This is a genomic window from Arthrobacter sp. Helios (genome assembly GCF_023167125.1).
Lineage (GTDB): Bacteria > Actinomycetota > Actinomycetes > Actinomycetales > Micrococcaceae > Arthrobacter_B > Arthrobacter_B luteolus.
Genome location: NZ_CP095402.1, coordinates 1,863,125 through 1,885,594, shown reverse-complemented (window position 1 = coordinate 1,885,594; position 22,470 = coordinate 1,863,125). Strand labels below are relative to the sequence as shown.

At 61.5% G+C, this 22,470-nt stretch carries 20 protein-coding genes and 2 tRNA genes; 18 read left to right on the top strand and 4 right to left on the bottom strand.

Features of this window, described 5'->3' with window-relative positions:
• The first annotated feature begins 7 nt into the window (after positions 1-7).
• The 4 genes from ArtHe_RS08470 (at position 8) to ArtHe_RS08455 (ending at position 3,711) form a co-directional block, all read left to right on the top strand.
• Entirely contained in the window at positions 8-745 is a 738-nt protein-coding gene (locus ArtHe_RS08470) for an HAD family hydrolase (RefSeq protein ID WP_248319577.1), read from the top strand.
• A 128-nt stretch (positions 746-873) separates the two neighbouring features.
• Positions 874-945, top strand: a tRNA-Gln gene (locus ArtHe_RS08465).
• A gap of 124 nt (positions 946-1,069) precedes the next feature.
• A tRNA-Glu gene (locus ArtHe_RS08460) sits at positions 1,070-1,142 on the top strand.
• A 574-nt stretch (positions 1,143-1,716) separates the two neighbouring features.
• Positions 1,717-3,711, top strand: a complete 1,995-nt coding sequence (locus ArtHe_RS08455; protein ID WP_248319576.1) for a glycosyltransferase — start codon at positions 1,717-1,719, stop codon at positions 3,709-3,711.
• Here the strand turns inward: ArtHe_RS08455 and ArtHe_RS08450 are convergent.
• Positions 3,708-4,259: a DUF1697 domain-containing protein gene (locus ArtHe_RS08450; protein WP_248319575.1), complete on the bottom strand. Its 552-nt coding sequence runs from the start codon at positions 4,257-4,259 to the stop codon at positions 3,708-3,710. The two genes, ArtHe_RS08455 and ArtHe_RS08450, sit on opposite strands and share 4 nt — an antisense overlap.
• Positions 4,260-4,381: 122 nt before the next feature.
• Between ArtHe_RS08450 and ArtHe_RS08445 the strand changes: the two genes are divergently transcribed.
• On the top strand, positions 4,382-5,401 hold the full coding sequence (locus tag ArtHe_RS08445; protein ID WP_248319574.1) for a thiamine-phosphate kinase: 1,020 nt from the start codon (positions 4,382-4,384) through the stop codon (positions 5,399-5,401).
• Positions 5,402-5,442: 41 nt separating this feature from the next.
• Here ArtHe_RS08445 and ArtHe_RS08440 read toward each other — a convergent pair whose 3' ends face one another.
• Both ArtHe_RS08440 and ArtHe_RS08435 read right to left on the bottom strand, forming a co-directional pair.
• Positions 5,443-5,865, bottom strand: coding sequence for a potassium channel family protein (locus ArtHe_RS08440; protein WP_248319573.1), 423 nt, complete (start codon positions 5,863-5,865; stop codon positions 5,443-5,445).
• A gap of 61 nt (positions 5,866-5,926) precedes the next feature.
• On the bottom strand, positions 5,927-6,646 hold the full coding sequence (locus tag ArtHe_RS08435; protein WP_248319572.1) for an IclR family transcriptional regulator: 720 nt from the start codon (positions 6,644-6,646) through the stop codon (positions 5,927-5,929).
• Positions 6,647-6,788: 142 nt separating this feature from the next.
• On the opposite strand from ArtHe_RS08435, the gene leuC reads away from it, so the two are divergent.
• The 6 genes from leuC (at position 6,789) to ArtHe_RS08405 (ending at position 13,356) form a co-directional block, all read left to right on the top strand.
• Complete coding sequence (gene leuC / locus ArtHe_RS08430) at positions 6,789-8,252, top strand: 3-isopropylmalate dehydratase large subunit (protein ID WP_248319571.1); 1,464 nt, start codon at positions 6,789-6,791, stop codon at positions 8,250-8,252.
• A 9-nt stretch (positions 8,253-8,261) separates the two neighbouring features.
• Complete coding sequence (leuD, locus tag ArtHe_RS08425; RefSeq protein WP_248319570.1) at positions 8,262-8,861, top strand: 3-isopropylmalate dehydratase small subunit; 600 nt, start codon at positions 8,262-8,264, stop codon at positions 8,859-8,861.
• Positions 8,862-9,085: 224 nt separating this feature from the next.
• Positions 9,086-10,411: a UDP-N-acetylglucosamine 1-carboxyvinyltransferase gene (gene murA, locus ArtHe_RS08420; protein ID WP_066303387.1), complete on the top strand. Its 1,326-nt coding sequence runs from the start codon at positions 9,086-9,088 to the stop codon at positions 10,409-10,411.
• 10 nt (positions 10,412-10,421) lie between these two features.
• The gene (locus tag ArtHe_RS08415) at positions 10,422-11,180 is read left to right on the top strand and encodes a lysophospholipid acyltransferase family protein (RefSeq protein ID WP_248319569.1); all 759 of its coding nucleotides are present in this window, start codon (positions 10,422-10,424) and stop codon (positions 11,178-11,180) included.
• Complete coding sequence (locus tag ArtHe_RS08410; protein WP_066303383.1) at positions 11,177-12,214, top strand: NAD(P)H-dependent glycerol-3-phosphate dehydrogenase; 1,038 nt, start codon at positions 11,177-11,179, stop codon at positions 12,212-12,214. Before ArtHe_RS08415 ends, ArtHe_RS08410 begins: the two co-directional genes overlap by 4 nt.
• A 2-nt stretch (positions 12,215-12,216) precedes the next feature.
• Entirely contained in the window at positions 12,217-13,356 is a 1,140-nt protein-coding gene (locus ArtHe_RS08405; protein ID WP_248319723.1) for a D-alanine--D-alanine ligase family protein, read from the top strand.
• A gap of 98 nt (positions 13,357-13,454) precedes the next feature.
• Here ArtHe_RS08405 and ArtHe_RS08400 read toward each other — a convergent pair whose 3' ends face one another.
• Complete coding sequence (locus ArtHe_RS08400) at positions 13,455-13,928, bottom strand: DUF3515 family protein (protein ID WP_248319568.1); 474 nt, start codon at positions 13,926-13,928, stop codon at positions 13,455-13,457.
• A gap of 102 nt (positions 13,929-14,030) precedes the next feature.
• Here ArtHe_RS08400 and ArtHe_RS08395 point away from each other — a divergent pair, with 102 nt between their 5' ends.
• The 7 genes from ArtHe_RS08395 to ArtHe_RS08365 all read left to right on the top strand — a co-directional run bounded on the left by ArtHe_RS08395 (position 14,031) and on the right by ArtHe_RS08365 (position 22,459).
• Entirely contained in the window at positions 14,031-15,038 is a 1,008-nt protein-coding gene (locus ArtHe_RS08395; RefSeq protein ID WP_248319567.1) for an LCP family protein, read from the top strand.
• A 256-nt stretch (positions 15,039-15,294) separates the two neighbouring features.
• The gene (locus ArtHe_RS08390; RefSeq protein WP_248319566.1) at positions 15,295-15,768 is read left to right on the top strand and encodes a hypothetical protein; all 474 of its coding nucleotides are present in this window, start codon (positions 15,295-15,297) and stop codon (positions 15,766-15,768) included.
• Between the two features lie 60 nt (positions 15,769-15,828).
• The gene (locus ArtHe_RS08385; protein ID WP_248319565.1) at positions 15,829-17,046 is read left to right on the top strand and encodes a glycosyltransferase family 4 protein; all 1,218 of its coding nucleotides are present in this window, start codon (positions 15,829-15,831) and stop codon (positions 17,044-17,046) included.
• 170 nt (positions 17,047-17,216) lie between these two features.
• On the top strand, positions 17,217-18,788 hold the full coding sequence (locus ArtHe_RS08380) for a glycosyltransferase family 4 protein (RefSeq protein ID WP_248319564.1): 1,572 nt from the start codon (positions 17,217-17,219) through the stop codon (positions 18,786-18,788).
• Positions 18,785-19,675 carry an ABC transporter permease gene (locus tag ArtHe_RS08375; RefSeq protein ID WP_248319563.1) on the top strand — a complete coding sequence of 297 codons (891 nt, stop codon included), beginning with the start codon at positions 18,785-18,787 and terminating at the stop codon, positions 19,673-19,675. The genes ArtHe_RS08380 and ArtHe_RS08375 overlap by 4 nt, the downstream gene beginning before the upstream one ends.
• Positions 19,659-20,558, top strand: coding sequence for an ABC transporter ATP-binding protein (locus ArtHe_RS08370; RefSeq protein WP_248319562.1), 900 nt, complete (start codon positions 19,659-19,661; stop codon positions 20,556-20,558). Before ArtHe_RS08375 ends, ArtHe_RS08370 begins: the two co-directional genes overlap by 17 nt.
• The gene (locus tag ArtHe_RS08365) at positions 20,555-22,459 is read left to right on the top strand and encodes a glycosyltransferase (RefSeq protein ID WP_248319561.1); all 1,905 of its coding nucleotides are present in this window, start codon (positions 20,555-20,557) and stop codon (positions 22,457-22,459) included. The genes ArtHe_RS08370 and ArtHe_RS08365 overlap by 4 nt, the downstream gene beginning before the upstream one ends.
• Positions 22,460-22,470: the final 11 nt, after the last annotated feature.

The following is a 22,470-nucleotide window of genomic DNA, read 5'->3' as shown; positions in this document are numbered from 1 at the left end:
GCCGAACATGGGTGATTTGCGGGGCGGAGCGTCCACCGGTGTGCTCTTTGATATCGACGAGACCCTTGTGGACCTCCGCGCCGCCATGGGCAGCACACTCCGTGCCATCAGCGCCCCGGACCTGGCGCACTTCACGGAACAGGATTGGGCTGCCTACCAGCACCTCTACGCCGCTGATCCCCTTGGCTACTACGACAAGTATCTGACCGGGGAGCTCAGCTTTACTCGGCAGCGGCTGCTGCGGGTGGCACACGCGCAGCAAGCCCACGGACTGCCGGCCTTCGACGACGCCGCCGAGGAGGCCTGGAACGCCGCGTACGAGCAGGTGCTGCCTCAGCACTTTCGGGCGTTCGACGACGTCACTGCGGTGCTGGACGAGTTGGATGCGCTTGGCATTCCCTACGGCGCGGTGAGCAACAACGTGCATGACTACCAGCGGGCCAAGCTTGATGCCGCTGGGCTGCAGCGGGTTGAGCTCCTGGTGGGCATAGATACCGTGGGTGCCGCGAAACCGGATCCGGCGATCTTCCTTGAGGGCGTGCGCCTGCTCGGAACCGATCCGGCCCAGACACTCTATGTGGGGGACAACCCCGTGGTGGACGCTGTTGGGGCGCAGAATGCCGGCCTGCGGGGGATCTGGCTTGAGCGCAGCGGCGACGTCCCCGTGCGGGAGGAGCACTCCGGCCTCCGGGTCATCGATTCGTTAAAGGCAGTGCCCGCGCTGTGTCTGGGCTCCAAGAAGTGACTGAGGGCAGGTGCAGCGAGGTAGGCCGGCCCGTTTTGTACTTCCCTCGAAACCCGTGTATAGTTATTTCTCGTGCTGAGGGGTTGCACAGGGAGTTGAAGCTTCCGAAGCAGCCCGGATAAGCGCATTGGGATATGGTGTAATTGGCAACACATCGGTTTCTGGTACCGACATTCTAGGTTCGAGTCCTGGTATCCCAGCGGTAATCAATGATGGGTTTAGGCCCGATTTGGTCTCCACGGGAAGAGTATGAAATACTCTTCAGGTCGTTCCGTAGGATCGACTAGGAAGTGCGGAAGCGTCTTAGCTTCAAGCACTGTACACGGCCCCATCGTATAGCGGCCTAGTACGCTGCCCTCTCACGGCGGTAACGCGGGTTCGAATCCCGCTGGGGTCACATATGAGAAATGGTCTTGGACATCAGTCCAAGGCCATTTTTGTCTCTCGTACCATGGAGACCGCAGAACGAGCGAGGAATATCCCTAGCACCTTTCTTTCCCTAACCATCTCGGCACAGGATCACCAGGCCCAAGCAGGGAAACACTGGCACTGGAGCACGGCCAGTCCTCACCTAACCGAGACCACCGAGGCTCCAGGCCCGGATGACGTGCGGATCGCCCACAGCAGGGGAATGGGCTCTTATGGCCCTTCCAGAAATTGCGCAGGGGGGCATGAATCTAAGTATTTTGCCCGCGGTCAGCGTTCCTGCGGACGTCAGAAGATGGCTGGACGGTCCCTAGACTCCCCGCTCTCAAGAATGTTCACCCACGGTAGGCGGTCGCAGATGCGCCTCAGGATGGCATGCGTGTCGATCCTTCGGCTTGGCAAACCAGGAAGTGGCACACATAGAACTGGCGCTATCCAGCCCTTCGAGCACCTGCCCAGCGCCGAAAAATCTGGCCAGAACAACCGGGGCACGGGCTGGGTTGCCCCAAGCTTCGAGGAAAAAGACGGAACGATTAGAGAGTTATATGTCAAAAGTTCAGTTTGAAATCCTGTCGGATAGACGGATAGTCTTATTATTTATACTCTCATTCGTTTTTGGGTTGACCGCCTTCGTTGCCGGCACGTTTTTCGTTTCGTTGAATTGGCGCCTCTCGAGCGTTACGGTTCCAGTGCTTATTGGATTTGCTGTTATTTGTGCTGTAGGAGCGGTGAATATTGCTGTCGTTTACAGCATTAGGCGGTTCCTGCGTGTATCTATGCGGCAGGTGCGTGATTCCATTGCGACTGAAGCAGAAGAGAAAATAGTTCAAAGAGTATCTTCGGCACTGCACGGAAATAAAAACGATATTCTTCGTCTTCAGGAGAACTTCCAACAGCTCACAGCTCGTATCGATAAAGATCTGAGCCGACGCGAAGAAGTTCTTCACCAACTCCTAAGGATGGCAGTCCAAGTAGGATCTTGTGTCGATATTTTCACCCGTGACGAACTCAAGATCATGTCAAAAAGATTTGACCAGTACGATGATCTGACAACGTACTGGCTGTTATCCACTTATGATGCCTTCGACGTTTTGTCCCTCTCTGCACGGAGGAAACTTGCGAATGGCCTCCGCAGTATCGGATATCTGGAAAAGAGTCTTCACGTATTCGAAGGTGTGGTGGCACTCACGAAGTCCGAAAGTGATCGAGATGCACTGGCTCGGCGCCGAAACGAGCTTGAAGTATTTCGAGGCCGGTACGAACCAAAACTGGGGCATGCGCATGAAACGCTTGAGCCGGACCGGAATCACGTACTGCATGTCGTGGGGAAGGCTCTCCCCGGTGTGCAGACCGGATATACGCTGCGAACTCATTACACCGCGCTGGCACAGCGAGACGCCGGCCTCCGCGTATCTGTCGTTTCTCAATCAGGAGAACCCCCGCTCACTTCAGTGCAGGCTCTCGAGATCATTGATGGTATCTCGTATTACACAATTCCTGGAAACCGCCGAAACACCGTGATTTTGGAGCAATGGCTCGACGAGAACATCGCCGGCCTCGTCTCTCTGGTCAGGGAGATCCGCCCCTCAGTGCTGCATGCACATTCGGACTTTTTCAATGCCATCTCTGCACAGGCTGTCGGGGACTTTTTTGGAATACCAGTAGTTTATGAGAGCAGGGGATTCTGGGAAGAATCATGGCTGTCTCGAGTCGAACAGCGTTTCGGCATGAACTGGGTGGATGTGGAAGCCCGCTGGGGGCTCCCTGAAGCATATGTGCTCAGGAAAGAGCGGGAGGAAGAGGCGAGAAGTCGCGCCAGGATGGTTTTTACATTGGCGCGGGTCATGAAAAAACGAATATCTGAGGACGGAGTTCGGGGTGACCGAATTGCGCTGGTGCCAAATGCTGTTAGTGCCGTTGAGTTTCCAATTCTTGGTAGAGATAAGTCCTTGACGGACGAGCTTGGGGTGGACGGCTGTGTGACTATTGGATACATCTCGTCCATCGTCGAATATGAGGGTATTGGAACTCTAATTGAAGCCTTCCGTGTTCTTAGTGATTCGGTTAATCTTCCCTTGAAGTTGATAATTGTGGGCGACGGCCCCGTTCTGCCGGAACTGGTGAAACAAGCGGCTGATTCCGGGATGACAGAAGTCGTCTTCGTAGGCCGGGTTCCTCATGCAGATGTCCTGCGCTATTACAGTGTCATTGATATATTTGTCGTTCCGCGTAGGCCGGCTGCTGTATGCCAGCTCGTGACTCCCCTCAAGCCTTTTGAAGCATTCAGCACGGGCCGTACCGTTGTTATGTCGGATGTGGAAGCATTGCGGGAAATTGCTGAAGACAGCGGTGCGGCTGAACTTTTCAGGGCGGGAGATGCGGAAAACCTTGCGAAAGTTTTGACCGGTTTAGTGAATGACCCTGAACGGCGTCAAGCCCTGGCCCAGCGAGGGGCTGAGTGGGTACGCAGCCAGCGGAGTTGGAACAGCAACGCGGGTGAGTATCTAAAAGTGTATGAACAGCTGGGTCTTCGGATTTAGGCGGCCTGCTCCGCAGAGCTGATTATCTTGTGTAGAGTCCGAAGGTTCCTAGTCGTCGTGTTGGATTTGTATCTCGGTTTTGAACTGATCTGCGCGAGCGGGGAATCCAGCGTCGCACCCTTAGGACAGGGCCAGGCAGTGGCTTCCGGCCCAATACGGATCTGTTCAGCCCCTGCTTCGGCGGCCGCGTCGAAGAGCTCGGAGAGAATCCCGGTATCCGACCCGAAGGTCACATAGGCGTGTGTCGTGGGATCATCCGCCGGATAGGGTACTGCGGCAGCCAGCTCACGCAGCCGGTCCAGTGACACAACAACCACCCAGGCCTCGTAGCCGAAGTCCTCGCGCAGGGCACCTTCCGCTGCTGCCTTGAGCTCCGCAGCAGACAGCGCCGACGCCACCACGGCGTTCCCGCTGGCCAGCACAGTCCGGACACCCCGGACGGGCAGCCGGGAAAGGGTTCCGCGGAGGGCCTCCATCTTTACGGTCACTCCGCCTACGTTCACCCCGCGAAGTAGGATGGCGTAGGTGGTCAGCTGGTCTGTCTTCATGCAGGCGAGCGTACCGGCCGGCACTCCCGAAACATGGCAAATCTGGACGCGGCGCACCAGGACCAGACCCGGCCGGATCCGCACAGGCCGGCAAATACAGCCGAAGACAAAGGACCCAGACAGTGGCAGAGTATCCCCGGTATGCAGGCGAGCTGAGCGAAGCGGAGCTGCTGGCCCGGATTTTTCCCCGGCTGGGTTCCGGGAAAGCGCTTCTGGGACCCGGCGACGACGCAGCGCTGCTGGCTGCCCCGGACGGACGGGCAGCGATCTCGATTGACACCCTGGTCCAGGACCAGGATTTCCGCTTGGAATGGCCTGGCGGCTACCGGACCACGGGGTACGACGTCGGGTGGAAGTGCGCGGCGCAGAATCTCTCCGACATCAATGCGATGGGTGCAGTCCCCACGTCGCTGGTGGTTAGCCTGACTCTGCCGCCGGACACCAGGCTGACCTGGGTCGAAGGCCTGGCGGACGGGCTGTCGGCAGCCCTGCGGGCGCTCGGAGCCGAGGACTGCGTGGTGGCCGGTGGAGACTTGGGCCGCGGCGAAATCCTGGTGGTGACGGCAGCGGTCACCGGTGACCTGCGCGGCAGGGACCCTGTGCTGCGCTCAGGATCCCGGCCCGGCGACGTCGTGGCGGTCTGCGGTGTGCTGGGGCATGCGGCAGCCGGCCTGGCGCTGCTGGATAGCCCGCTCGGCTACGGATCGCTGGATGCCGCTGAGCGGGCACTAGCGGCAGCCCAGTCGAGGCCGTGCCCGCCCCTGGCCGCCGGTCCGGCGGCCGCCAAAGCGGGAGCACATGCCATGATGGACATTTCCGACGGTGTGGTGCGCGACGCCGGCCGGCTGGCCTCCGCTTCCGGTCTCCGCATTGATCTGAATTCCGCTGCACTGCTGCACGAGGCCGATCAGCTGCAAGAGGTTGCCCGGAGGCTTGGGAGGAACCCCATGGATTGGGTCCTGGGCGGGGGAGAGGACCACGGACTGTTGGCGGCATTCACGCCAGGCGAGTCGTTGCCGCGGGGTTTCCGGCGGATCGGCTCCGTGATGCAGGCGGGACGTGAAACCGGGATCGGCGCGGGCGCCGTGACTGTCGACGGAAAGGTGCCGTCGGCCGCAGGCTGGGACCATTTCGCAGGGTGATCCGGGGGCACTACCCGAAGCGCAGGCAGCGGAGCTCCGGGCTAGCCCAGGATGTGGCGTTCCTTGACCCGGGCAGCCAGGTCGGCCAGCTGCTCCTTAGTGAGGTCCGGCAGCTGCTCCAGCTCGCTGATGAACTCCCGCAGGCTGTCCTTGGTCCGGGCCCGGAGCAGCTCGTTGTAAAAGCCGACGATCACACCGGTGGCCAGCGCAACGACGAGAATCCCGTAAAGGGCAACAAAAACAGTGATGAGCCGCCCAATCAGCGTAACGGCAACGAAGTCGCCAAAACCGATGGTCGTAAAGGACACGAAGAGATACCAGAGTGAATCACCGACAGTTGGTATCCCCGGTTCAAAGCGCGGCAGTATCAAGGCGGCGCTGCCGTAGACGATCAGGAAGCCGAAAACAAACACATCGGCTCCGGTAATGCGGATGATATGCCAGAGAACACGTACCCGTTTCATCGCCGCTCCTAGAACCAGAGGGTTTCAGGATAGGCTGCCGGGCACCCTGGGGTTAGTCCGGCTACTCGGAGTTGGCCCGCAGAGCCTCGGTGAGCTGCCCGGCAGCCCGGCTGACCACTTCGGCATGAATGCGGCCCGGCTGACGGGTCAGCCGTTCGATCGGGCCGGAGATGGAGATGGCGGCGATGACACGGCCCGAAGGTCCGCGGACCGGCGCCGACACCGAGGCAACGCCCGGCTCGCGTTCGCCAAGGCTCTGCGCCCACCCGCGGCGCCGGACCCCGGCGAGGACAGTTGGCGTAAACCTTGCGTGCTGCAGCCCTTCCAGGAGCCTGTCATGGTCCTCCCAGGCCAGGAGGACCTGGGCGGCAGAGCCCGCCTTCATGGAGAGCTGGGTGCCAACGGGAATCGTGTCCCGCAGGCCGATGGGACGTTCGGCCGAGGCCACACAGACCCGCCATTCACCCTGGCGCCGGAAGACCTGGGAACTCTCGCCCGTTGCGTCGCGCAGGGCCAGCAGGACCGGGCCGGCGGAGGCGATCAGCCGGTCCTCACCTGCAGCGGAAGCGAGCTCCACGAGCCGGCTGCCCAGGACGAACCGCCCCTGAATGTCCCGGCCCACGAGCCGGTGGTGCACGAGCGCCAGCGCAAGGCGGTGCACTGTCGGCCGGGCCAGTCCGGTGGCGGCAACCAGCTGGGCGAGTGATGTGGGTCCGGCCTCGAGCGCGTCAAGTACCATGGCGGCCTTGTCGATGACTCCGACGCCGCTAGAATTGTCCATAGGATGATACTGCCGTCTCAGTATCTGAGATGCAAGTGGGAAAACTGGCGCCGCGGGCGGGGTGCTGCTTCTCTTAATTCCATCAGGATTCCGGCCCGGGCGCACTGTCCGGCGGAGCTACATCAGCGAGGAGCACATGGTCATGGGAGAGCATGCAGCGGGCAGAACGCTCGCGGAGAAGGTGTGGGACGGCCATGTGGTCGCCAAGGGCGAGGACGGTGCACCGGACCTTCTCTACATCGACCTCCACCTCGTCCATGAGGTGACCTCGCCGCAGGCCTTCGAAGGACTGCGCCTCGCCGGCCGGAAGCTGCGGCGCCCGGACCTGACCATCGCCACCGAGGACCACAACACGCCTACGCTGGCGATCGACAAGCCGATCGCCGATCCGGTGAGCCGGACGCAGATTGAAACCCTGCGGGCCAACTGCGCCGAGTTCGGTGTGCGGCTGCACCCGCTGGGCGACGCGGAGCAGGGAATCGTGCACGTGGTCGGGCCGCAGCTGGGCCTGACCCAGCCCGGGCTCACGGTGGTGTGCGGAGATTCGCACACCTCCACCCACGGTGCCTTCGGAGCCCTGGCCATGGGCATCGGCACCTCAGAGGTCGAGCACGTGATGGCCACACAGACGCTGTCCCTGAAGCCGTTCAAGACCATGGCCATCAATGTGGAAGGCACCCTGCGTCCGGGGGTTACGTCCAAGGACATCATCCTGGCGGTTATCGCGAAGATCGGCACCGGCGGCGGCCAGGGCTATGTCCTGGAATACCGCGGATCGGCCATCCGTTCGCTGTCCATGGAAGCGCGCATGACCATCTGCAACATGTCCATCGAAGCCGGTGCCCGTGCCGGCATGGTTGCGCCGGACGAAACGACATTCGCCTATCTCAAAGGCAAGCCGCACGCGCCGCAGGGCGCGGACTGGGACGCCGCCGTCGAGCACTGGAAATCCCTGGTCACCGACCCGGATGCGGAGTTCGACGCCGAGGTGTTCCTCGACGCGGATGAACTCGAGCCGTTTGTCACCTGGGGAACCAACCCCGGGCAGGGGATTTCGCTTTCCGGCGCGGTCCCTTCGCCCGAGGACTTCGGTGATGAGAACGCCAAGGCAGCTGCCGAGCGTGCCCTGGACTATATGGACCTGCAGCCCGGCACACCCATGAAGGAGATCCGGGTGGACACCGTGTTCCTCGGCTCCTGCACCAACAGCCGGATCGAGGACCTGCGCATTGCGGCGGACATCATCCGCGGACGGCAGAAGGACCCGAACATCCGCATGATGGTGGTGCCCGGTTCAGCCCGGGTCCGCCTCGAAGCCGAGGCCGAGGGCCTGGACCAGGTGTTCAAGGACTTCGGCGCCGAATGGCGTTTTGCCGGCTGCTCCATGTGCCTGGGCATGAACCCGGACCAGCTGGAGCCGGGGGAGCGCTGCGCCTCCACCTCCAACCGCAACTTTGAAGGACGCCAGGGTAAGGGCGGACGCACCCACCTCGTCTCTCCGGTCGTGGCCGCCGCGACGGCCGTCCGCGGAACGCTGAGTTCGCCGTCGGACCTTGACCCCCTGCCCGGCGCGGCCGCCGGTACCACCGCCACCGCTGCAGCCTAGGAGAAGACCATGGAAAAGATCACCACGCACACCGGCATCGGTGTTCCGCTGCGCCAGAGCGATGTGGACACTGACCAGATCATCCCCGCTGTGTACCTCAAGCGGATCACCCGCACCGGCTTCGAAGACGCCCTCTTCGCCGGATGGCGGAAGAACCCTGACTTCATCCTGAACCGGGAACCGTACAGCGCCGGCTCCGTCCTGGTGGCCGGTCCCGACTTTGGCACCGGTTCCTCCCGCGAGCACGCGGTGTGGGCGCTGAAGGACTATGGTTTCCGGGCCGTTCTGTCCTCCCGCTTCGCGGACATTTTCCGGGGCAACTCCGGCAAGCAGGGACTGGTGGCGGCGCAGGTCGCCCAGGACGACATTGAGCTTATCTGGAAGGTTCTGGAAAACTCGCCGGGCACCGAAGTGACCGTTGACCTCCAAGCGCGGACCGTGGTCTGCGGCAGCGTCACCGCCCCCTTCCAGATTGACGATTACACCCGGTGGCGGCTGCTGGAAGGCCTCGACGACATCGGGCTGACCCTGCGGCATGAAGCCGACATCACGGCGTTTGAAACCCTCCGTCCGTCCTTCAAACCGGCCACGCTTCCGGTCCGCACCTAGCCGGCCGGCCGGCATCAGCCCGGCGGCACAGACTGCAGGTAACTGATGGGCCTTCCCGCAAGGGGAGGCCCATTGGCATTCCGCCGCAGCCGAGCCCCGGCTTTTGGCCTCCGGCACGGTCTCCGGCGGCCGGGTTATTTAGGGAAAGGGGGTGCTTGCTCCTATGATTAGGAAGCAGTCTCTAGTGGCCGTGGGGGCAATCCAGACGAAAGAAACAGGTGTTCATGGGTTCCGTTCTAACCATCCGTGGTGGGGTACCGCTCACAGGAAAAGTACCGGTTCGCGGGGCTAAGAACCTCGTACCCAAAGCCATGGTGGCAGCTCTGCTGGGCAACAGCCCGTCGCTGCTGCGGAACGTCCCCGAAATCAAGGACGTCGACGTCGTGACATCGCTGCTGAAGCTGCACGGCGTTGAAGTGACCAAGGACCCGGTCACGGGTGACCTGCTGATGGACCCGCAGAACGCCAAGACGGCCGCATCGCGGGACATCGATGCCCACGCCGGCGATTCCCGCATCCCCATCCTGTTGTGCGGCCCGCTGATGCACAGCATCGGCGAAGCGTTCATACCGGACTTGGGCGGCTGCAAAATCGGCGACCGCCCCATCGACTACCACCTGCAGATGCTTCGCAACTTTGGTGCCCTGGTGGAAAAGCGTCCCGGCGGCATCGCCATTTCCGCGCCCAAGGGCCTGCGGGGCGCCAAACTGGACCTGCCGTACCCGAGTGTCGGCGCCACCGAACAGGTGCTGCTGACCGCCGTGCGTGCCGAGGGCATCACCGAACTCAGCGGTGCCGCCGTCGAACCCGAAATCCTTGACCTTATTGCCGTCCTGCAGAAAATGGGCGCGATCATCACCGTCCAGACGGACCGCGTGATCCGCATCGAAGGCGTCCCCGAGCTGACGGGGTATAACCACCGGGCTCTGCCGGACCGCAACGAGGCCGCTTCCTGGGCCTCGGCAGCGCTGGTCACCAAGGGCGACATTTACGTTGAAGGCGCCAATCAGCAGGATCTGACGGCGTTCCTCAACATCTACCGCAAAATCGGCGGTGCGTTCGACGTCGACGACGACGGCATCCGGTTCTACCATCCCGGCGGCAGCCTGAACCCGCTGGTCCTTGAGACCGACGTTCACCCCGGCTTTATGACCGACTGGCAGCAGCCGGTGGTGGTTGCCCTCAGCCAGGCTGAAGGCGTGTCGATTGTGCATGAAACTGTGTATGAAAACCGGTTCGGCTTCACCGACGCACTGATCCGCATGGGCGCCAACATCCAGGTGCACCGCGAATGCCTGGGCAGCATCCCCTGCCGTTTCGGGCAGCGCAACTTCCTGCACTCGGCGGTCATCTCCGGCCCGGTGAAGCTCAAGGGCGCTGAGATCGACATTCCGGACCTCCGCGGCGGCTTCAGCCACCTGATTGCCGCACTGGCGGCCGAGGGCACCTCCCGCGTGACCGGCGTCGAGCTCATCAACCGCGGTTACGAGCACTTCCTCGACAAGCTGGAAGGCCTCGGCGCGGACTTTGATGTCGCCGGAGGGAAGTAGGCTCTCCACCATGGGCGAATCAGCAAAGTCACGCATCACGTTTACCATCCTGGCTTCGGTGGTCCGTCCAGCGATGAACCTGATGATGGGACGGCGCTGGGAGGGTATGGAAAACCTGCCCAAAGGCAAGGGTTTTATTGCCTGTGCCAACCATGTGACCGAGATCGATCCGCTGGTGGTGGGCCACTTCTTTTACAGCCAGGGCATCCTGCCGCGGTATCTGGCCAAGGCGTCCCTCTTTAAGGTTCCGGTCCTCGGCCCGGCGCTGCGGGCCACCAAGCAGGTTCCGGTGACCCGGGGCGGCGCCGGTGCGGCCGCGTCGCTGGCGGGTGCGCAGTCTGTGATCGACGCCGACGGCGCGCTGATCGTTTATCCGGAAGGCACGCTCACCCGGGATCCGGATCTGTGGCCGATGAAAGGCCGGACGGGGGCGGCACGCCTGGCGTTGCAGACCGGCGCTCCGGTTCTCCCGGTCGCGCAGTGGGGCGCGCAGGATGTGCTGCCGCGGTACGGCAAAATGCTGCATCTCTTTCCGCGCAAGCGGGTTCGTGTGCTGGTGGGCCGTCCGGTGGACCTCTCCGATCTGCGTGGTGTGCCGCTGACCAAGACAGTGCTCGATGAAGCTACGGAGCGGATCATGACAGAGCTGACGGACCTGGTTGCGTCCCTCCGCGGCGAGAAGGCCCCGGCCGAACGCTGGGACCCGGCCGCGAAGGGACAGAATTCCGTCGGACGCGGTTATGACGGCGAAACGGAGAAAACAAAGTGAAGGCCCCGCACCCCACAGCCGTAGCGGTCCTCGGAGCTGGAAGCTGGGGGACCACGTTCGCGAAGATCGCCGCGGACGCCGGTGCCTCCCGCGGTACGGACGTCCGCGTCTGGGCACGCCGTGCCGATGCGGCGGAGGAGATCAACAGCACGCACCGCAACACCCGCTACCTGGGGGATATCGCCCTCCCGGTGAACCTGCGCGCCAGCGATGACGCTGCCGTTGTCCTGGCGGGTGCCCAGCTGGTGGTGCTGGCAGTCCCCGCGCAGACCCTGCGGGCGCAGCTGCGGGAATTCAAGGACCTCGTCCCGGAGAACGCCGTCATCCTCTCGCTCATGAAGGGCCTCGAGATCGGTACGGATGCACGGATGAGCCAGGTCATCTCCGAAGAGCTGGACGTGCCGGAGGAGAGGATCGCCGTCCTTTCGGGGCCGAACCTGGCCATGGAAATTGCCCGCGAGGAACCCACGGCCTCCGTCGTCGCCTGCTCGGACCTCGCAACCGCGGGCTGGATCGCCTCCGCCTGCACCGCGCCCTACTTCCGGCCGTACACCAACACCGACGTGGTCGGCACGGAAATCGGCGGGATCGTGAAGAACGTTATTGCCCTCGCCGTGGGGATCTGCGAAGGCAAGCAAATGGGGGACAACACCAAGGCCTCCGTGATGACCCGCGGGCTCGCTGAGACCACGCGCCTGGCCGTTGCCCTGGGCGGTAAGACTGAAACCCTGTTTGGGCTCTCCGGCATGGGAGACCTCATCGCCACCTGTTCATCTTCCCTGTCCCGGAACCACACCGCAGGGCGCCTGCTGGCACAGGGCCTGTCCCTGGACGAGGTCACCGCGACCATGCAGCAGACGGCCGAAGGCATCAAATCAGCGCAGGCCGTGCTGGACCGGGCCCTCCAGCTGGGCGTATACATGCCTATTACGGAGAACGTGGTTGCAGTGCTGCAGGGCACCATATCCGTAGACGATCTTGGCCCGCGTCTGCTGGCCCGCGAACTCAAAGCCGAAGGTGTGCACGCCCCGTGACGATGGAACCCATAACTCCCGCTGCCAATGCTGGCACCCGGCCGCGGGTAGCGGTGCTTTTCGGCGGACGGTCCAGCGAACACTCCGTCAGCTGTGTGACCGCCGCTGGCGTGCTCGAGGCGATCGACCACTCCAAGTACGACGTCGTCCCGATCGGGATTGCACGCAACGGCCAGTGGACCCTCGTCTCCGCTGATCCCGCACAATGGTCCCTCCGCGCCGAAACGCTGCCCGAAGTGGAGCCCGGCGAAGAGTCCGTGGTCCTCTCGACACGGGGAAGTTCCCGTGAACTGGTGTCCCATGCGCCGGGCGGATTGCCGCGCACGCTGGGCCGGATCGACGTTGTGCTCCCGCTCCTGCACGGACCCTTCGGAGAGGACGGGACGCTGCAGGGCCTGCTGGAGATGGCGGACATCCGCTATGTGGGCGCCGGCGTGCTGGCCTCCGCCGTGGGGATGGATAAGCACTACATGAAGGTGGTGTTTGAGGCCGCCGGCCTATCGGTGGGCCCCTATGAGGTCATCACCGACCGGCAGTGGAACCAGGACAGCGAAGCCTGCCTGGCACGCGCCGCCGGCCTGCAGTTCCCGCTCTTTGTGAAGCCTGCCCGTGCCGGTTCCTCCATGGGAATCACCCGCGTCACCCATCAAACGGAGCTGCGCGCGGCCATTGAAACTGCCCGTGAGCACGATCCGAAGGTGGTTGTTGAGGCGGGTATCACCGGCCGGGAGATTGAAGTGGCGGTCCTGCAGGGACGCGGTCATGAGGACCCGCGGACCAGTCAGCCCGGAGAAGTCGCCGTGCTCGACGGCGGCCACGAGTGGTACGACTTTGAAGCCAAGTACGTTGACGGCGCTGCTGCGGATCTCAGCTGCCCTGCGGACCTCCCGGACGACGTGACCTCCAGGGTCCGTGAACTGGCTGCGGTGGCGTTCGATGCCGTGGGCGCGGAGGGGCTCTCCCGCGTCGACTTTTTCTATACGCCGGACGGCGAGCTCGTGATCAATGAGATCAACACCATGCCCGGGTTCACCCCGATCAGCATGTACCCGCAGATGTGGGCCAAATCCGGCCTGCCCTACACGGAACTGATCGATGAGCTGATCACCCTGGCCCTGGAGCGTCGCACAGGCCTTCGTTAGCCGCAGCCGGACCGGCAGCGGTTGCAGCAGGCGGTGGCTGTTGAGCGGTGGCTGCCAGGCGCCGGACCGGCCTCCGTCAACGCGGTGAGTGCCGGAATCTAACCGGGCAGCTCGACGTCCTTGGTGCTGAGGCATTCGCGCGTCTGCTCGATGCGCGAGACGGCGTTTTCCAGTTCCACCAGGACGGTGGAAGACGCAACCTGGTTGGTGTCGAACAGGACTTCAACGGCAGGATCGCGGCCGTAGGTAGTGGCAGTCCAGAGGCTGCCTTCCTCGCGCAGTACCCAGTCCACACCGTTGACCGTGGCACACGCATCAGTCGTGGGGCCGGGCACCGGCACACCGCAGCGCAGGATGATCTGGGACGGACTGCCCCAGGCGGCTGTGGCCTGGCTGCTGGTCTCCCGCTGCTGGACCCCCGCCAGATCTTCCGGGACAGCCACCATCACAGGTGCGCAATCCGGGTTGGCGGCATCCGGGGCGGCATCAACGTCGGCGACGGGGGTGCAGCCGGTGAGTGCGGCGGCAAGGACAAGGGTGCCGGCCGAAATGGCTGCCGGAAAGAACTTCATGCTTCTAGGGTATCCGGCGCGCCGGTTCCAGCTGGAATCGGAGCTGCCGCGGCTGCGCGGTAAGCTCGGACCGCAGCAGCCCGACTGGAACCTAGGACCAATGTGACCGACATCTTCGCCGATTCTCCGACCGACCCGGTAAGGGAACGGCATCCTGTCCGGACCACCATGTTTGTGCTGCTCTCCCTGATCCTGGTGGCGGCCCTGGCTGCGGGCGGCTACCTCTGGAACCTGGCCCGGACCTTCAACACGGAAAGCCACACGATCGCCAACGCTCTCCCGGACTCCAGTCCGGAGAAGGCGCCGGCCGCCGGAACCTCACAGAACCTTCTGCTGATCGGCAGCGACACACGGGACCCGGGCGTGGACGCGCGCTCCGACACCATGATGCTTGTGCATCTGCCGGAGGACCGTTCAGGTGTTTATGTCATGTCGATCATGCGTGACACCTGGACGGACATCCCCGGCTACGGTGAGCACAAAATCAATGCCGCCATGGCCTTCGGTGGTGTTCCGTTGATGGTGGAGACGGTACAAACTCTCTTCGATGTCCCGATCGACCATGTGGCTGTGATCGACTTTGAGGGATTCAAGGGCCTGACGACGGCGCTTGACGGGGTGGAAATCGAAAATCAGGTTCCGTTCCAGTCCTCGGGTGATGATGGTGAATATTTCGCCGCGGGTCCGATCACGCTCCAGGGAGATTCCGCCTTGAAATTCGTGCGGGAGCGGTACGCGTTTCCCGACGGGGACTACCAGCGGGTAAAGAACCAGCAGGCTTTCGTGGCCGGGCTGATGAACCGGTTCCTGTCCGCGGAAACGCTCTCTAATCCGCTCAGGATCAATGATGCGGTTGCCGAAATTTCACCGTTCCTGAGTGTGGACGAGTCCCTCGATGCTGCCGCTGCAGGACGGCTGGCCTTTGAACTACGCGGTGTCCGCGGCTCCGACATCCACATGTTCACCCTGCCGAACCTGGGCGTTGGTACGTCCGCGGACGGGCAATCAATCGTCATCAAAGACGAGACAGCGATCGCCGAAATCTCCAATGCGCTAAAAAACGATAAGATGACCGCTTATGCTGACGGTTTAAATGGGGAGAACAACTAGCATGACCGGCAATGTAGGCCAGTGGTTACGCCGTGTGGCAATCGCGGGATTGCTCATAATATCGATGCCGGTTGCGCCAGCATTCGGAGACGAGACGCTGACACCAGTGCCGGAAATCGAAAATCCGGATCCAGGGGCGACTAGTCCTGCGGAGCCACCGGCGAACACCCCGGGACCTACCCCTGATACCGCGCCCAGTGAAACTCCTGGCACAGCAGGCCCTCCGATTCAGACTGCGCCCAGTGATCCCGCCGCTGTGCCCACGGTGCCAGCCGTTCCCGAGCAGGCACTGATTGATCCAGTCACGGGTTTCCAGATCGAGCGTTCCAGCGGCTATCTGATTCATCCCGCCACGGGCTACCTCGTTGAGCCGGGAACCGGAAACCTCGTCGATGGCCGGACCTGGTTGTATACGGATCTGCGCTGGGATCCTGCAACCGGCGACGTGGTCAGCATCTTCGACTCGCCGGATGAGACCGCGTCACCGGATCCCTCACCGACCACGAAGTCAGAAGCCAAGCCTGAAGCCGCGGTAACAACGACTCCCTCGCCGTCCCCCACTGCGGCGCAGGCCAGCCTTGAGGCAGCTAAAACCAGTGCAAGGGACGGGGTTGATTGGAGCACGCATTGGCTGACCCGGACCGCCGTCATTTTGCTGCTCGTGGGAGCCGGAACACTCTACTACGTGAAGCTGCGTGGACCGGGCCCCAACCATGGGGACACTCAGTAAATATATTTCGGTAGACTAACGATTGCTTTACCAGCGTCCTCATGAGGCGCAAGCAAGAAAATGGGGGAAATTGTGCGGGTACTTCTGCTGACGCACTCCTATTCACCGGAGCACAGCCCGCCCCAGCGCCGATGGACCCAGATAATCCGGACATTTCGGGAAATTGGCTGGAATGTCGACGTGGTTGCCCCCATAGCGCACGCTCCCGCCGGACGCCGGACGATGCCACGGAGTGTGGCTGGGCGGGCCTTTCGCTGCGATAACGGCCCTCACGGTGAGCGAATCCGAAGGGCCCCCTATCTTTGGCACCCCACGACCCGCCTTGGCCGTTTCGCGGACCAGTGTTTTTCCGCTGCAGGAAGCGTGGCCGCTGGACTCTTGGGCTGCAAGCCCGACGTCGTGATCGCCACAGTTCCGTCCTTGCCGATCCTTGGTGCAGGATACATGGTCGCCAAACTGCGCGGCGTTCCATTCGTTGCCGATATGCGCGATGCCTGGCCGGATATAGCCCGGGATGCCCGAATCGTTCAGGGCAGCGCGAAGAGCTTAGCCGAACGGGTGATTGTTGCGATCCAGGAGCGGGCGGACCTGGTGGTCACCGTGACCTACGGTTTCGCGCAGACGCTCCGGGACCGGGGCGTCACCGCCGTTGCGACGATCAGTAACGGTATCGACACCGCTGCCAGAGAATTTCTTCCCCCGCCTCCCGCCCATGCCGAGCGGCTGCAAGTGCTCTATCTTGGAAATCATGGCGAGAGCCAGCGTCTTGAGACCGTGATCCAGGCTGCAGCGCTGGCCGGAGACGCAGTGCATCTGACGATGGTGGGGCACGGTGTGCGGAGGCGGCAACTGATCGCCTTGGCAAAGGCACTCGGCGCACCCGTTAAGTTCCATCCGCCGGCCCAAGGCGCCGCAGAGGTTATGGCCTACTACCGAGGCTCCGACACATGCATCGTGTCCCTGCGCGATGATTGGAAGTCCTTCGAGACGACGATTCCCTCCAAGACTTACGAGGTTCTGGCTGTTGGACGTCATGTCACCGGAATCGTGCTGGGCGAGGCGAAACAGATTATCGAAGAATCGCAGGCGGGCGACGTCGTGGCATCCAATCCGGAAGCCATCGCGCAGTTATGGAAGGAACTGGCTGCGGACCGCTCCCGCCTGCTGACCGGGACCTCGGGCCGGGACTGGGTGGAGAGCAACGCTCATGTGGACACTTTGGCGAGAACATATGCCGAACTCCTGAAAGCAGTCACAGCGGGTACTACCGACCGATGAAACCAACGAATTTTGTCCGGAACGCCGGACTAGCTGCCACAACCATATGTGAGCATCTTGGGGATGACCCGGCGGTTTTGGCACTACAGCTTTCCCGGCGGCTGCCAGATGCGCTTGTCCGTCCACTCGCGGCAGCAGCCGCGACGGCGCCGGGGATGCTCCTGCCAGCGATGGCTGCTGTGATTCAGGGACGGAAAGCCGACGCCGAAAAACTCCTTACCTTGGCCATCGAGGGTGGTGCTCGTGGCTGCGCTGCAAGCCGCCTGGCCGATGTGGCGACGTCGGCTGGTCTGCCTGGCCTTGCGGAACAACTGCTGGCGTTGGTGCCGGCGTCTACCCGTGGCCGTGCCGGCACCTTGGCCCGGCTTTGCTGGTACCGGGGGGACATGTCGGAGGCGGTACGGGTGCTGACCTACGCCAGCGCGAGCCGTGCCGAACGGCGTTTGCGGACCCGGCTGGCCAGCGAGCTGAGCGTTTTTGATGGCTGGGTGCCGGAATTACCCGCCATCCCAGGGTATGTGCCCCAGCCTCAGACCGTGCTGCACCTGCTGACAAACTCGCTGCCCTATACCGGCAGTGGCTACGCTCAGCGTTCGCATTCGCTTCTGAAGGCACAGACTGATCTGGGCTGGGTGGTCCACGCCGCAACGCGGATCGGATACCCGGTCCAGGTTGGCAGGCTCGATGCCGGCAAGACCGACTTAATTGACGGCGTCACGTATCACAGGCACCTGCCGGCCACGCTTCCGCGGGGACTGGCAGCAAGGCTTCAGCTCCAAGCAGAGGAACTGCTCAAATTGGCGCTCAAAGTTCAGCCGGCAGTACTCCATACCACCACGCACTTCGTCAACGGTCTCGCGGTCCGGGCAGTCGCCGAATCTCTGGGGATCCCATGGGTCTACGAGGTGCGCGGGCAGCTGGCTGATACTTGGGCCTCGAGCCGTGATGATGACGCGAAGCAGAGCGAGCGTTACAACAAGTTCAGTGCGCGTGAAGCCGAGGTTATGAAGTCAGCAGGCGCAGTGGCGACCCTTGGGGAAGCCATGCAGAAGCGAATCATAAAGGCAGGTGTACCACTCCAGGACACTGTTCTGCTCCCCAACGCAGTGGGCGGGGAGTTCATGAACGAACCGGCCGCCCCCGCGGAAGCCCGCCGGCGGTTGGGACTTCCAATAAACGGGACCTTCGTCGGGACCGTCAGCAGTCTTGTGGACTATGAGGGCCTGGACGATCTGCTCCGTGCATTTTCCCTTCTGGCTCCGCAGCACCCCGATCTGCGTTGCCTCATCGTCGGAGATGGAGCGGCCGGACCGCCGCTGAAGCGCCTGGCAGTGGAACTCGGGCTGGAGAAGCGGGTGCTCTTCCCGGGGAGGATCCCGAGGGAGCAGGCTCATTTGTACCACCAGGCACTCGACGTTTTCGTCGTGCCGCGAAAAGACTTCCCCGTGACCCGGATGGTGACGCCGCTGAAACCCGTCGAAGCCCTGGCCTCAGGACGCCCCGTAGTATTCAGCGATCTGCCGGCGCTTCATGAGGTTGTCAGAGATGGTACGGACGGCTTTTCTGTTCCCGCGGGTCAAACAGACGCCTTAGCCAGAGTCCTAGCCAATCTGGTGGTCGACGCGCAGCTCGCTATGAAAATGGGCATGGCCGGACGCCGCCGTGTGCTGGACACAAGAACGTGGGGAACTCTGTCGGAATCGACTGCGAGGCTATACAAAAAGATTGAGGCAAAACTATGACGGTGGCTAAAACTGAACCCGCCGTGGACCAAGGCAAAACCCAACTTTCGGTCGATCTGAAGCCCTTGGCTAGAGTAGGAGCCAAACCCCAGTTCTTTGACTACCTGATCTCTACGTGGAATTACCGCCACTTCGTTCTCTACGATTCCCGGGCTAGGGTGCAGAGCGGAAACCGGCAGGATCGCTTGGGGAGTGCATGGCTTCTGCTCAACCCCTTGCTGAACGGCCTCGGGTACTTTCTGATCTTTGGTGTTCTACTGGGTGCGAGCCGGGGCATCGAGAACTTCATCGGGTATCTTGTTATTGGGGTATTCCTGTTCCAGATAAGCACCCGATCAATCGTTAACGGTTCCAAGGTGATCAGAACGAACCAGAACGTAATTCAGGCGTTCAACTTCCCGCGCGCCACCTTGGTGCTTTCCGTTAACGTGCGTGAGTTCATCGCGAACATCCCTGTGTTGCTCGCCATGTTGCTTCTGATCTCGCTGATTCCGCCTGTCGAGGAAATAACCTGGCGTTGGCTACTGCTGGTGCCCGCCCTTGCGCTTCAGCTAATCTTCAACCTCGGAGTTGGTTTCCTCTTAGCTCCCTTGGTGGCGCGATTTAATGACTTGGTCCACGTCATCTCTTTCCTGATGCGTTTTTGGCTATTCGCTTCCTGTGTGATGTTCTCCATCGACCGTTACTCGAGTTGGCCGCTGATCAAATCCGCAGTTGAGCTTAACCCTCTGTATCTTCTCCTTTCGATAGTCAGAAGCAGCCTTCTGTATGCGGAAACTCCGCCATGGCAGAGCTGGGCAGCCTTGGCAGCGTGGGCATTCGGAGCGCTGGCCATGGGCATCATCTGTTTCTGGAGAGGGGAGGAGACCTATGGTCGAAATGACTGACAGTGTGCGGCTTATCAACTCGCCGGCAGTCGTCGTCGACAACGTCTCCATGGTCTACCAACTTGGGCCAAAGGGCGGTAGGAAGGGGGGCCTTTCACGGTTCTTCAGGGGCATGCATCAACGGGCCGCGGCGTTGGAGGATTCGCCCACGGAAGTGCACGCACTTAAACCCTTGACCCTTGTTGCTGAGCACGGTGAATCCATCGGAGTCATTGGTCTCAACGGGTCCGGCAAGAGCACTCTCATGAAGCTCGTGTGTGGAAAGATGGCGCCCACGCAGGGTTCCGTCTATGCCTCATCGACGCCTGTCATGCTGGGCGTGTCCGCTGCTTTGGTCCCAGACCTTTCCGGCCGCGACAACGTGGTGCTGGGATGCCTGGCAATGGGGATGACGCACGAAGAAATCAGTACAAAATATGATGGCATCCTGAGTCTTGCTGGCTTGGAAAGCGCGATTAATCTTCCGATGCGCTCCTACTCCTCGGGTATGTCCGCCCGACTCCGGTTTGCAATCGCTGCCTCCATCAATCCTGAGATTCTTATTCTGGATGAGGCCCTTAACACCGGCGATGATGAGTTCCGGGGCAGGACGAAGCGGCGTATGGACGAGCTTCGGAAGCAGGCGGGATGCGTATTCTTGGTCAGCCACAGCTTGTCAACAGTGCAGGAATTATGCACGCGCATTATCTGGTTGGATAAGGGCGTTCTCCTCTATGACGGGGTGCCCAAAGAAGGATTGAAATGGTACCGCCGTTATACAAAGTTCCTTGCCGAAGGAGACACTCGAGGGGCTGACCTCATTAAACGCCGGATGCTAAGGGACCTGCAGCCAGCCCGGGTTATTCCGAGAGTTCCCGGACGACGGAAGAGCACCAAAGCATGACGCCAACACAGCTACGACGTGCCATTTGGCATCTGAAAAATGGTGGTTTTGCGGCTCTGGCCGAGTTCCAGCGACGAAGTATCCCGGAACACACCGGTCTGCAGGCCCGCCCGCGCAAGCGGTTCCGGAACTTTTTCGGTCTGGGACAGGGAAACAAGGTCAGTTTTCCGGACTTCGACATCCCTTCCCCCCGGAGTCAAAACCGCGGAATCACCGCTGCTGTGATTCTGGATGATTTCTCGCGCATGGCCTTCGGATTCGAATGGCATCAGGTAGAACTATCAAAAGCCGGCTGGCGAGCGGAACTTTCGGAGGTCCTGCCGGACTTGCTGTTTGTCGAGTCGGCATGGAACGGCAACGGAGGTGAATGGCAGTATCAGTTGGTGGGCAACAGTGGCCCAAAGCCCGAGCTGCGCGCGCTGCTGGAACACTGCCGCAACATTGGTATTCCAACGGTATTCTGGAACAAGGAAGATCCGCCGCACTATGCGGATTTCCTGGAGTCAGCGAAGCTCTTCGACTATGTTTTTACGAGTGACTCGGACAGGTTAGATGCTTACAAGGCGGACCTAGGCCACGACCGGATAGACGTGCTTCAATTCGGGGCGCAACCGGCTATCCATAACCCGATCCGTCCCCGGTCCGGCTGGCACGAAAGAGACATAGCATTTGCGGGAATGTACTTTGCCCACAAGTATCCCGAACGCCGTCAGCAATTGGAGATGCTTCTCGGGGCAGCAATCTCCGTGGATGCCCAAATGGAAAACGGCCTAGAGATCTTCTCCCGTCACTCTGCCACGGACAAGAACTATCAGTTCCCCGAACCGTTTAATGAGCGAGTGGTTGGCACACTGACCTATATCCAGATGCTCACTGCGTACAAGGCTTACAAAATCTTCCTGAACGTCAACTCAGTTGTCGATTCTCCGAGTATGTGTGCACGCCGCATTTTCGAGATAACTGCGGCCGGCTCCACCGTAGTGAGCACTCCGAGCCGCGCACTTGCCGAAATGTGGGATCCCTCCGAACAATACATCGTCCCCGATCAGGACCAGGCCCGAGCTACCATCAAAGCGCTGCTGCGCAACCCGGTGTTGTCGGAGCGCCAGCTGCATGTGGCGCAGCGGAAAATCTGGCAAGGGCACACCTACGCACATCGGGTTAGCCAGATAGCCGGGGCGTGCCTTCCTGAGACGAAGGTCCCGGTTCCCAAGCTGCCGACCGTTTCCCTGCTGGTATCGACTATCAGGCCCCATCAGCTGGAGCATGTTTTCAGAACCGTAGGTTCGATGAAAGATGTGGACGTGGAGCTCGTTCTCTTGTCCCACGGTTTTACGATCGACCCCGCACAAGCCAGCAGGTTCGCTAGTCAATATGGAGTAGGCAACCTCGTCCGACTGCACCAGCCGGAATCCGTGCCATTGGGGGAGTGTCTGAACTACTGTGTCGCGGCGTCTTCCGGGGAAGTCCTATCCAAACTGGATGACGACGATTTCTATGCGCCCAATTATCTTTCCGACTTGCTTTACGCGCTTAATTATTCTGGCGCAGACATCGTCGGCAAGCAGGCGCATTATATGTACGTTGCCAGCAATGACACGACGCTCCTGCGGTTCGGAGAACGTGAGCACAAGTTTACACATTCTGTTATGGGGCCAACGATCACCGGCCTGCGGAAAGTGTTTGAATATACGCCCTTTGAGCCGCTGCGTAGTGGTGAGGATAGCGAATTCTTGAGCAGGGTTGGAGCTGCCGGCGGCCGGATATATTCGGCTGACCGGTTCAATTACGCTCAATACAGAGGAAATACAGATCATACATGGCGGGTATCTGACGCCGAATTGATTGCATCGGGAGACGTCAAGTTTTTTGGCACTCCTGAACGCCAGATAGTAATATAGGGGAATTTAGA

What these genes read in the sequence shown, in the direction of transcription:
- leuC (WP_248319571.1), top strand. Translation starts at nt 6,789, where the DNA reads ATGGGAGAGCATGCAGCGGGCAGAACGCTCGCGGAGAAGGTGTGGGAC.
- ArtHe_RS08375 (WP_248319563.1), top strand. Translation starts at nt 18,785, where the DNA reads ATGACGGTGGCTAAAACTGAACCCGCCGTGGACCAAGGCAAAACCCAA.
- leuD (WP_248319570.1), top strand. Translation starts at nt 8,262, where the DNA reads ATGGAAAAGATCACCACGCACACCGGCATCGGTGTTCCGCTGCGCCAG.
- ArtHe_RS08405 (WP_248319723.1), top strand. Translation starts at nt 12,217, where the DNA reads ATGGAACCCATAACTCCCGCTGCCAATGCTGGCACCCGGCCGCGGGTA.
- ArtHe_RS08385 (WP_248319565.1), top strand. Translation starts at nt 15,829, where the DNA reads ATGGGGGAAATTGTGCGGGTACTTCTGCTGACGCACTCCTATTCACCG.
- ArtHe_RS08440 (WP_248319573.1), bottom strand. Translation starts at nt 5,865, where the DNA reads ATGAAACGGGTACGTGTTCTCTGGCATATCATCCGCATTACCGGAGCC.
- ArtHe_RS08435 (WP_248319572.1), bottom strand. Translation starts at nt 6,646, where the DNA reads ATGGACAATTCTAGCGGCGTCGGAGTCATCGACAAGGCCGCCATGGTA.
- ArtHe_RS08470 (WP_248319577.1), top strand. Translation starts at nt 8, where the DNA reads ATGGGTGATTTGCGGGGCGGAGCGTCCACCGGTGTGCTCTTTGATATC.
- ArtHe_RS08380 (WP_248319564.1), top strand. Translation starts at nt 17,217, where the DNA reads ATGGCTGCTGTGATTCAGGGACGGAAAGCCGACGCCGAAAAACTCCTT.
- ArtHe_RS08455 (WP_248319576.1), top strand. Translation starts at nt 1,717, where the DNA reads ATGTCAAAAGTTCAGTTTGAAATCCTGTCGGATAGACGGATAGTCTTA.
- ArtHe_RS08365 (WP_248319561.1), top strand. Translation starts at nt 20,555, where the DNA reads ATGACGCCAACACAGCTACGACGTGCCATTTGGCATCTGAAAAATGGT.
- ArtHe_RS08400 (WP_248319568.1), bottom strand. Translation starts at nt 13,928, where the DNA reads ATGAAGTTCTTTCCGGCAGCCATTTCGGCCGGCACCCTTGTCCTTGCC.
- ArtHe_RS08415 (WP_248319569.1), top strand. Translation starts at nt 10,422, where the DNA reads ATGGGCGAATCAGCAAAGTCACGCATCACGTTTACCATCCTGGCTTCG.
- ArtHe_RS08450 (WP_248319575.1), bottom strand. Translation starts at nt 4,259, where the DNA reads ATGAAGACAGACCAGCTGACCACCTACGCCATCCTACTTCGCGGGGTG.
- ArtHe_RS08370 (WP_248319562.1), top strand. Translation starts at nt 19,659, where the DNA reads ATGGTCGAAATGACTGACAGTGTGCGGCTTATCAACTCGCCGGCAGTC.
- murA (WP_066303387.1), top strand. Translation starts at nt 9,086, where the DNA reads ATGGGTTCCGTTCTAACCATCCGTGGTGGGGTACCGCTCACAGGAAAA.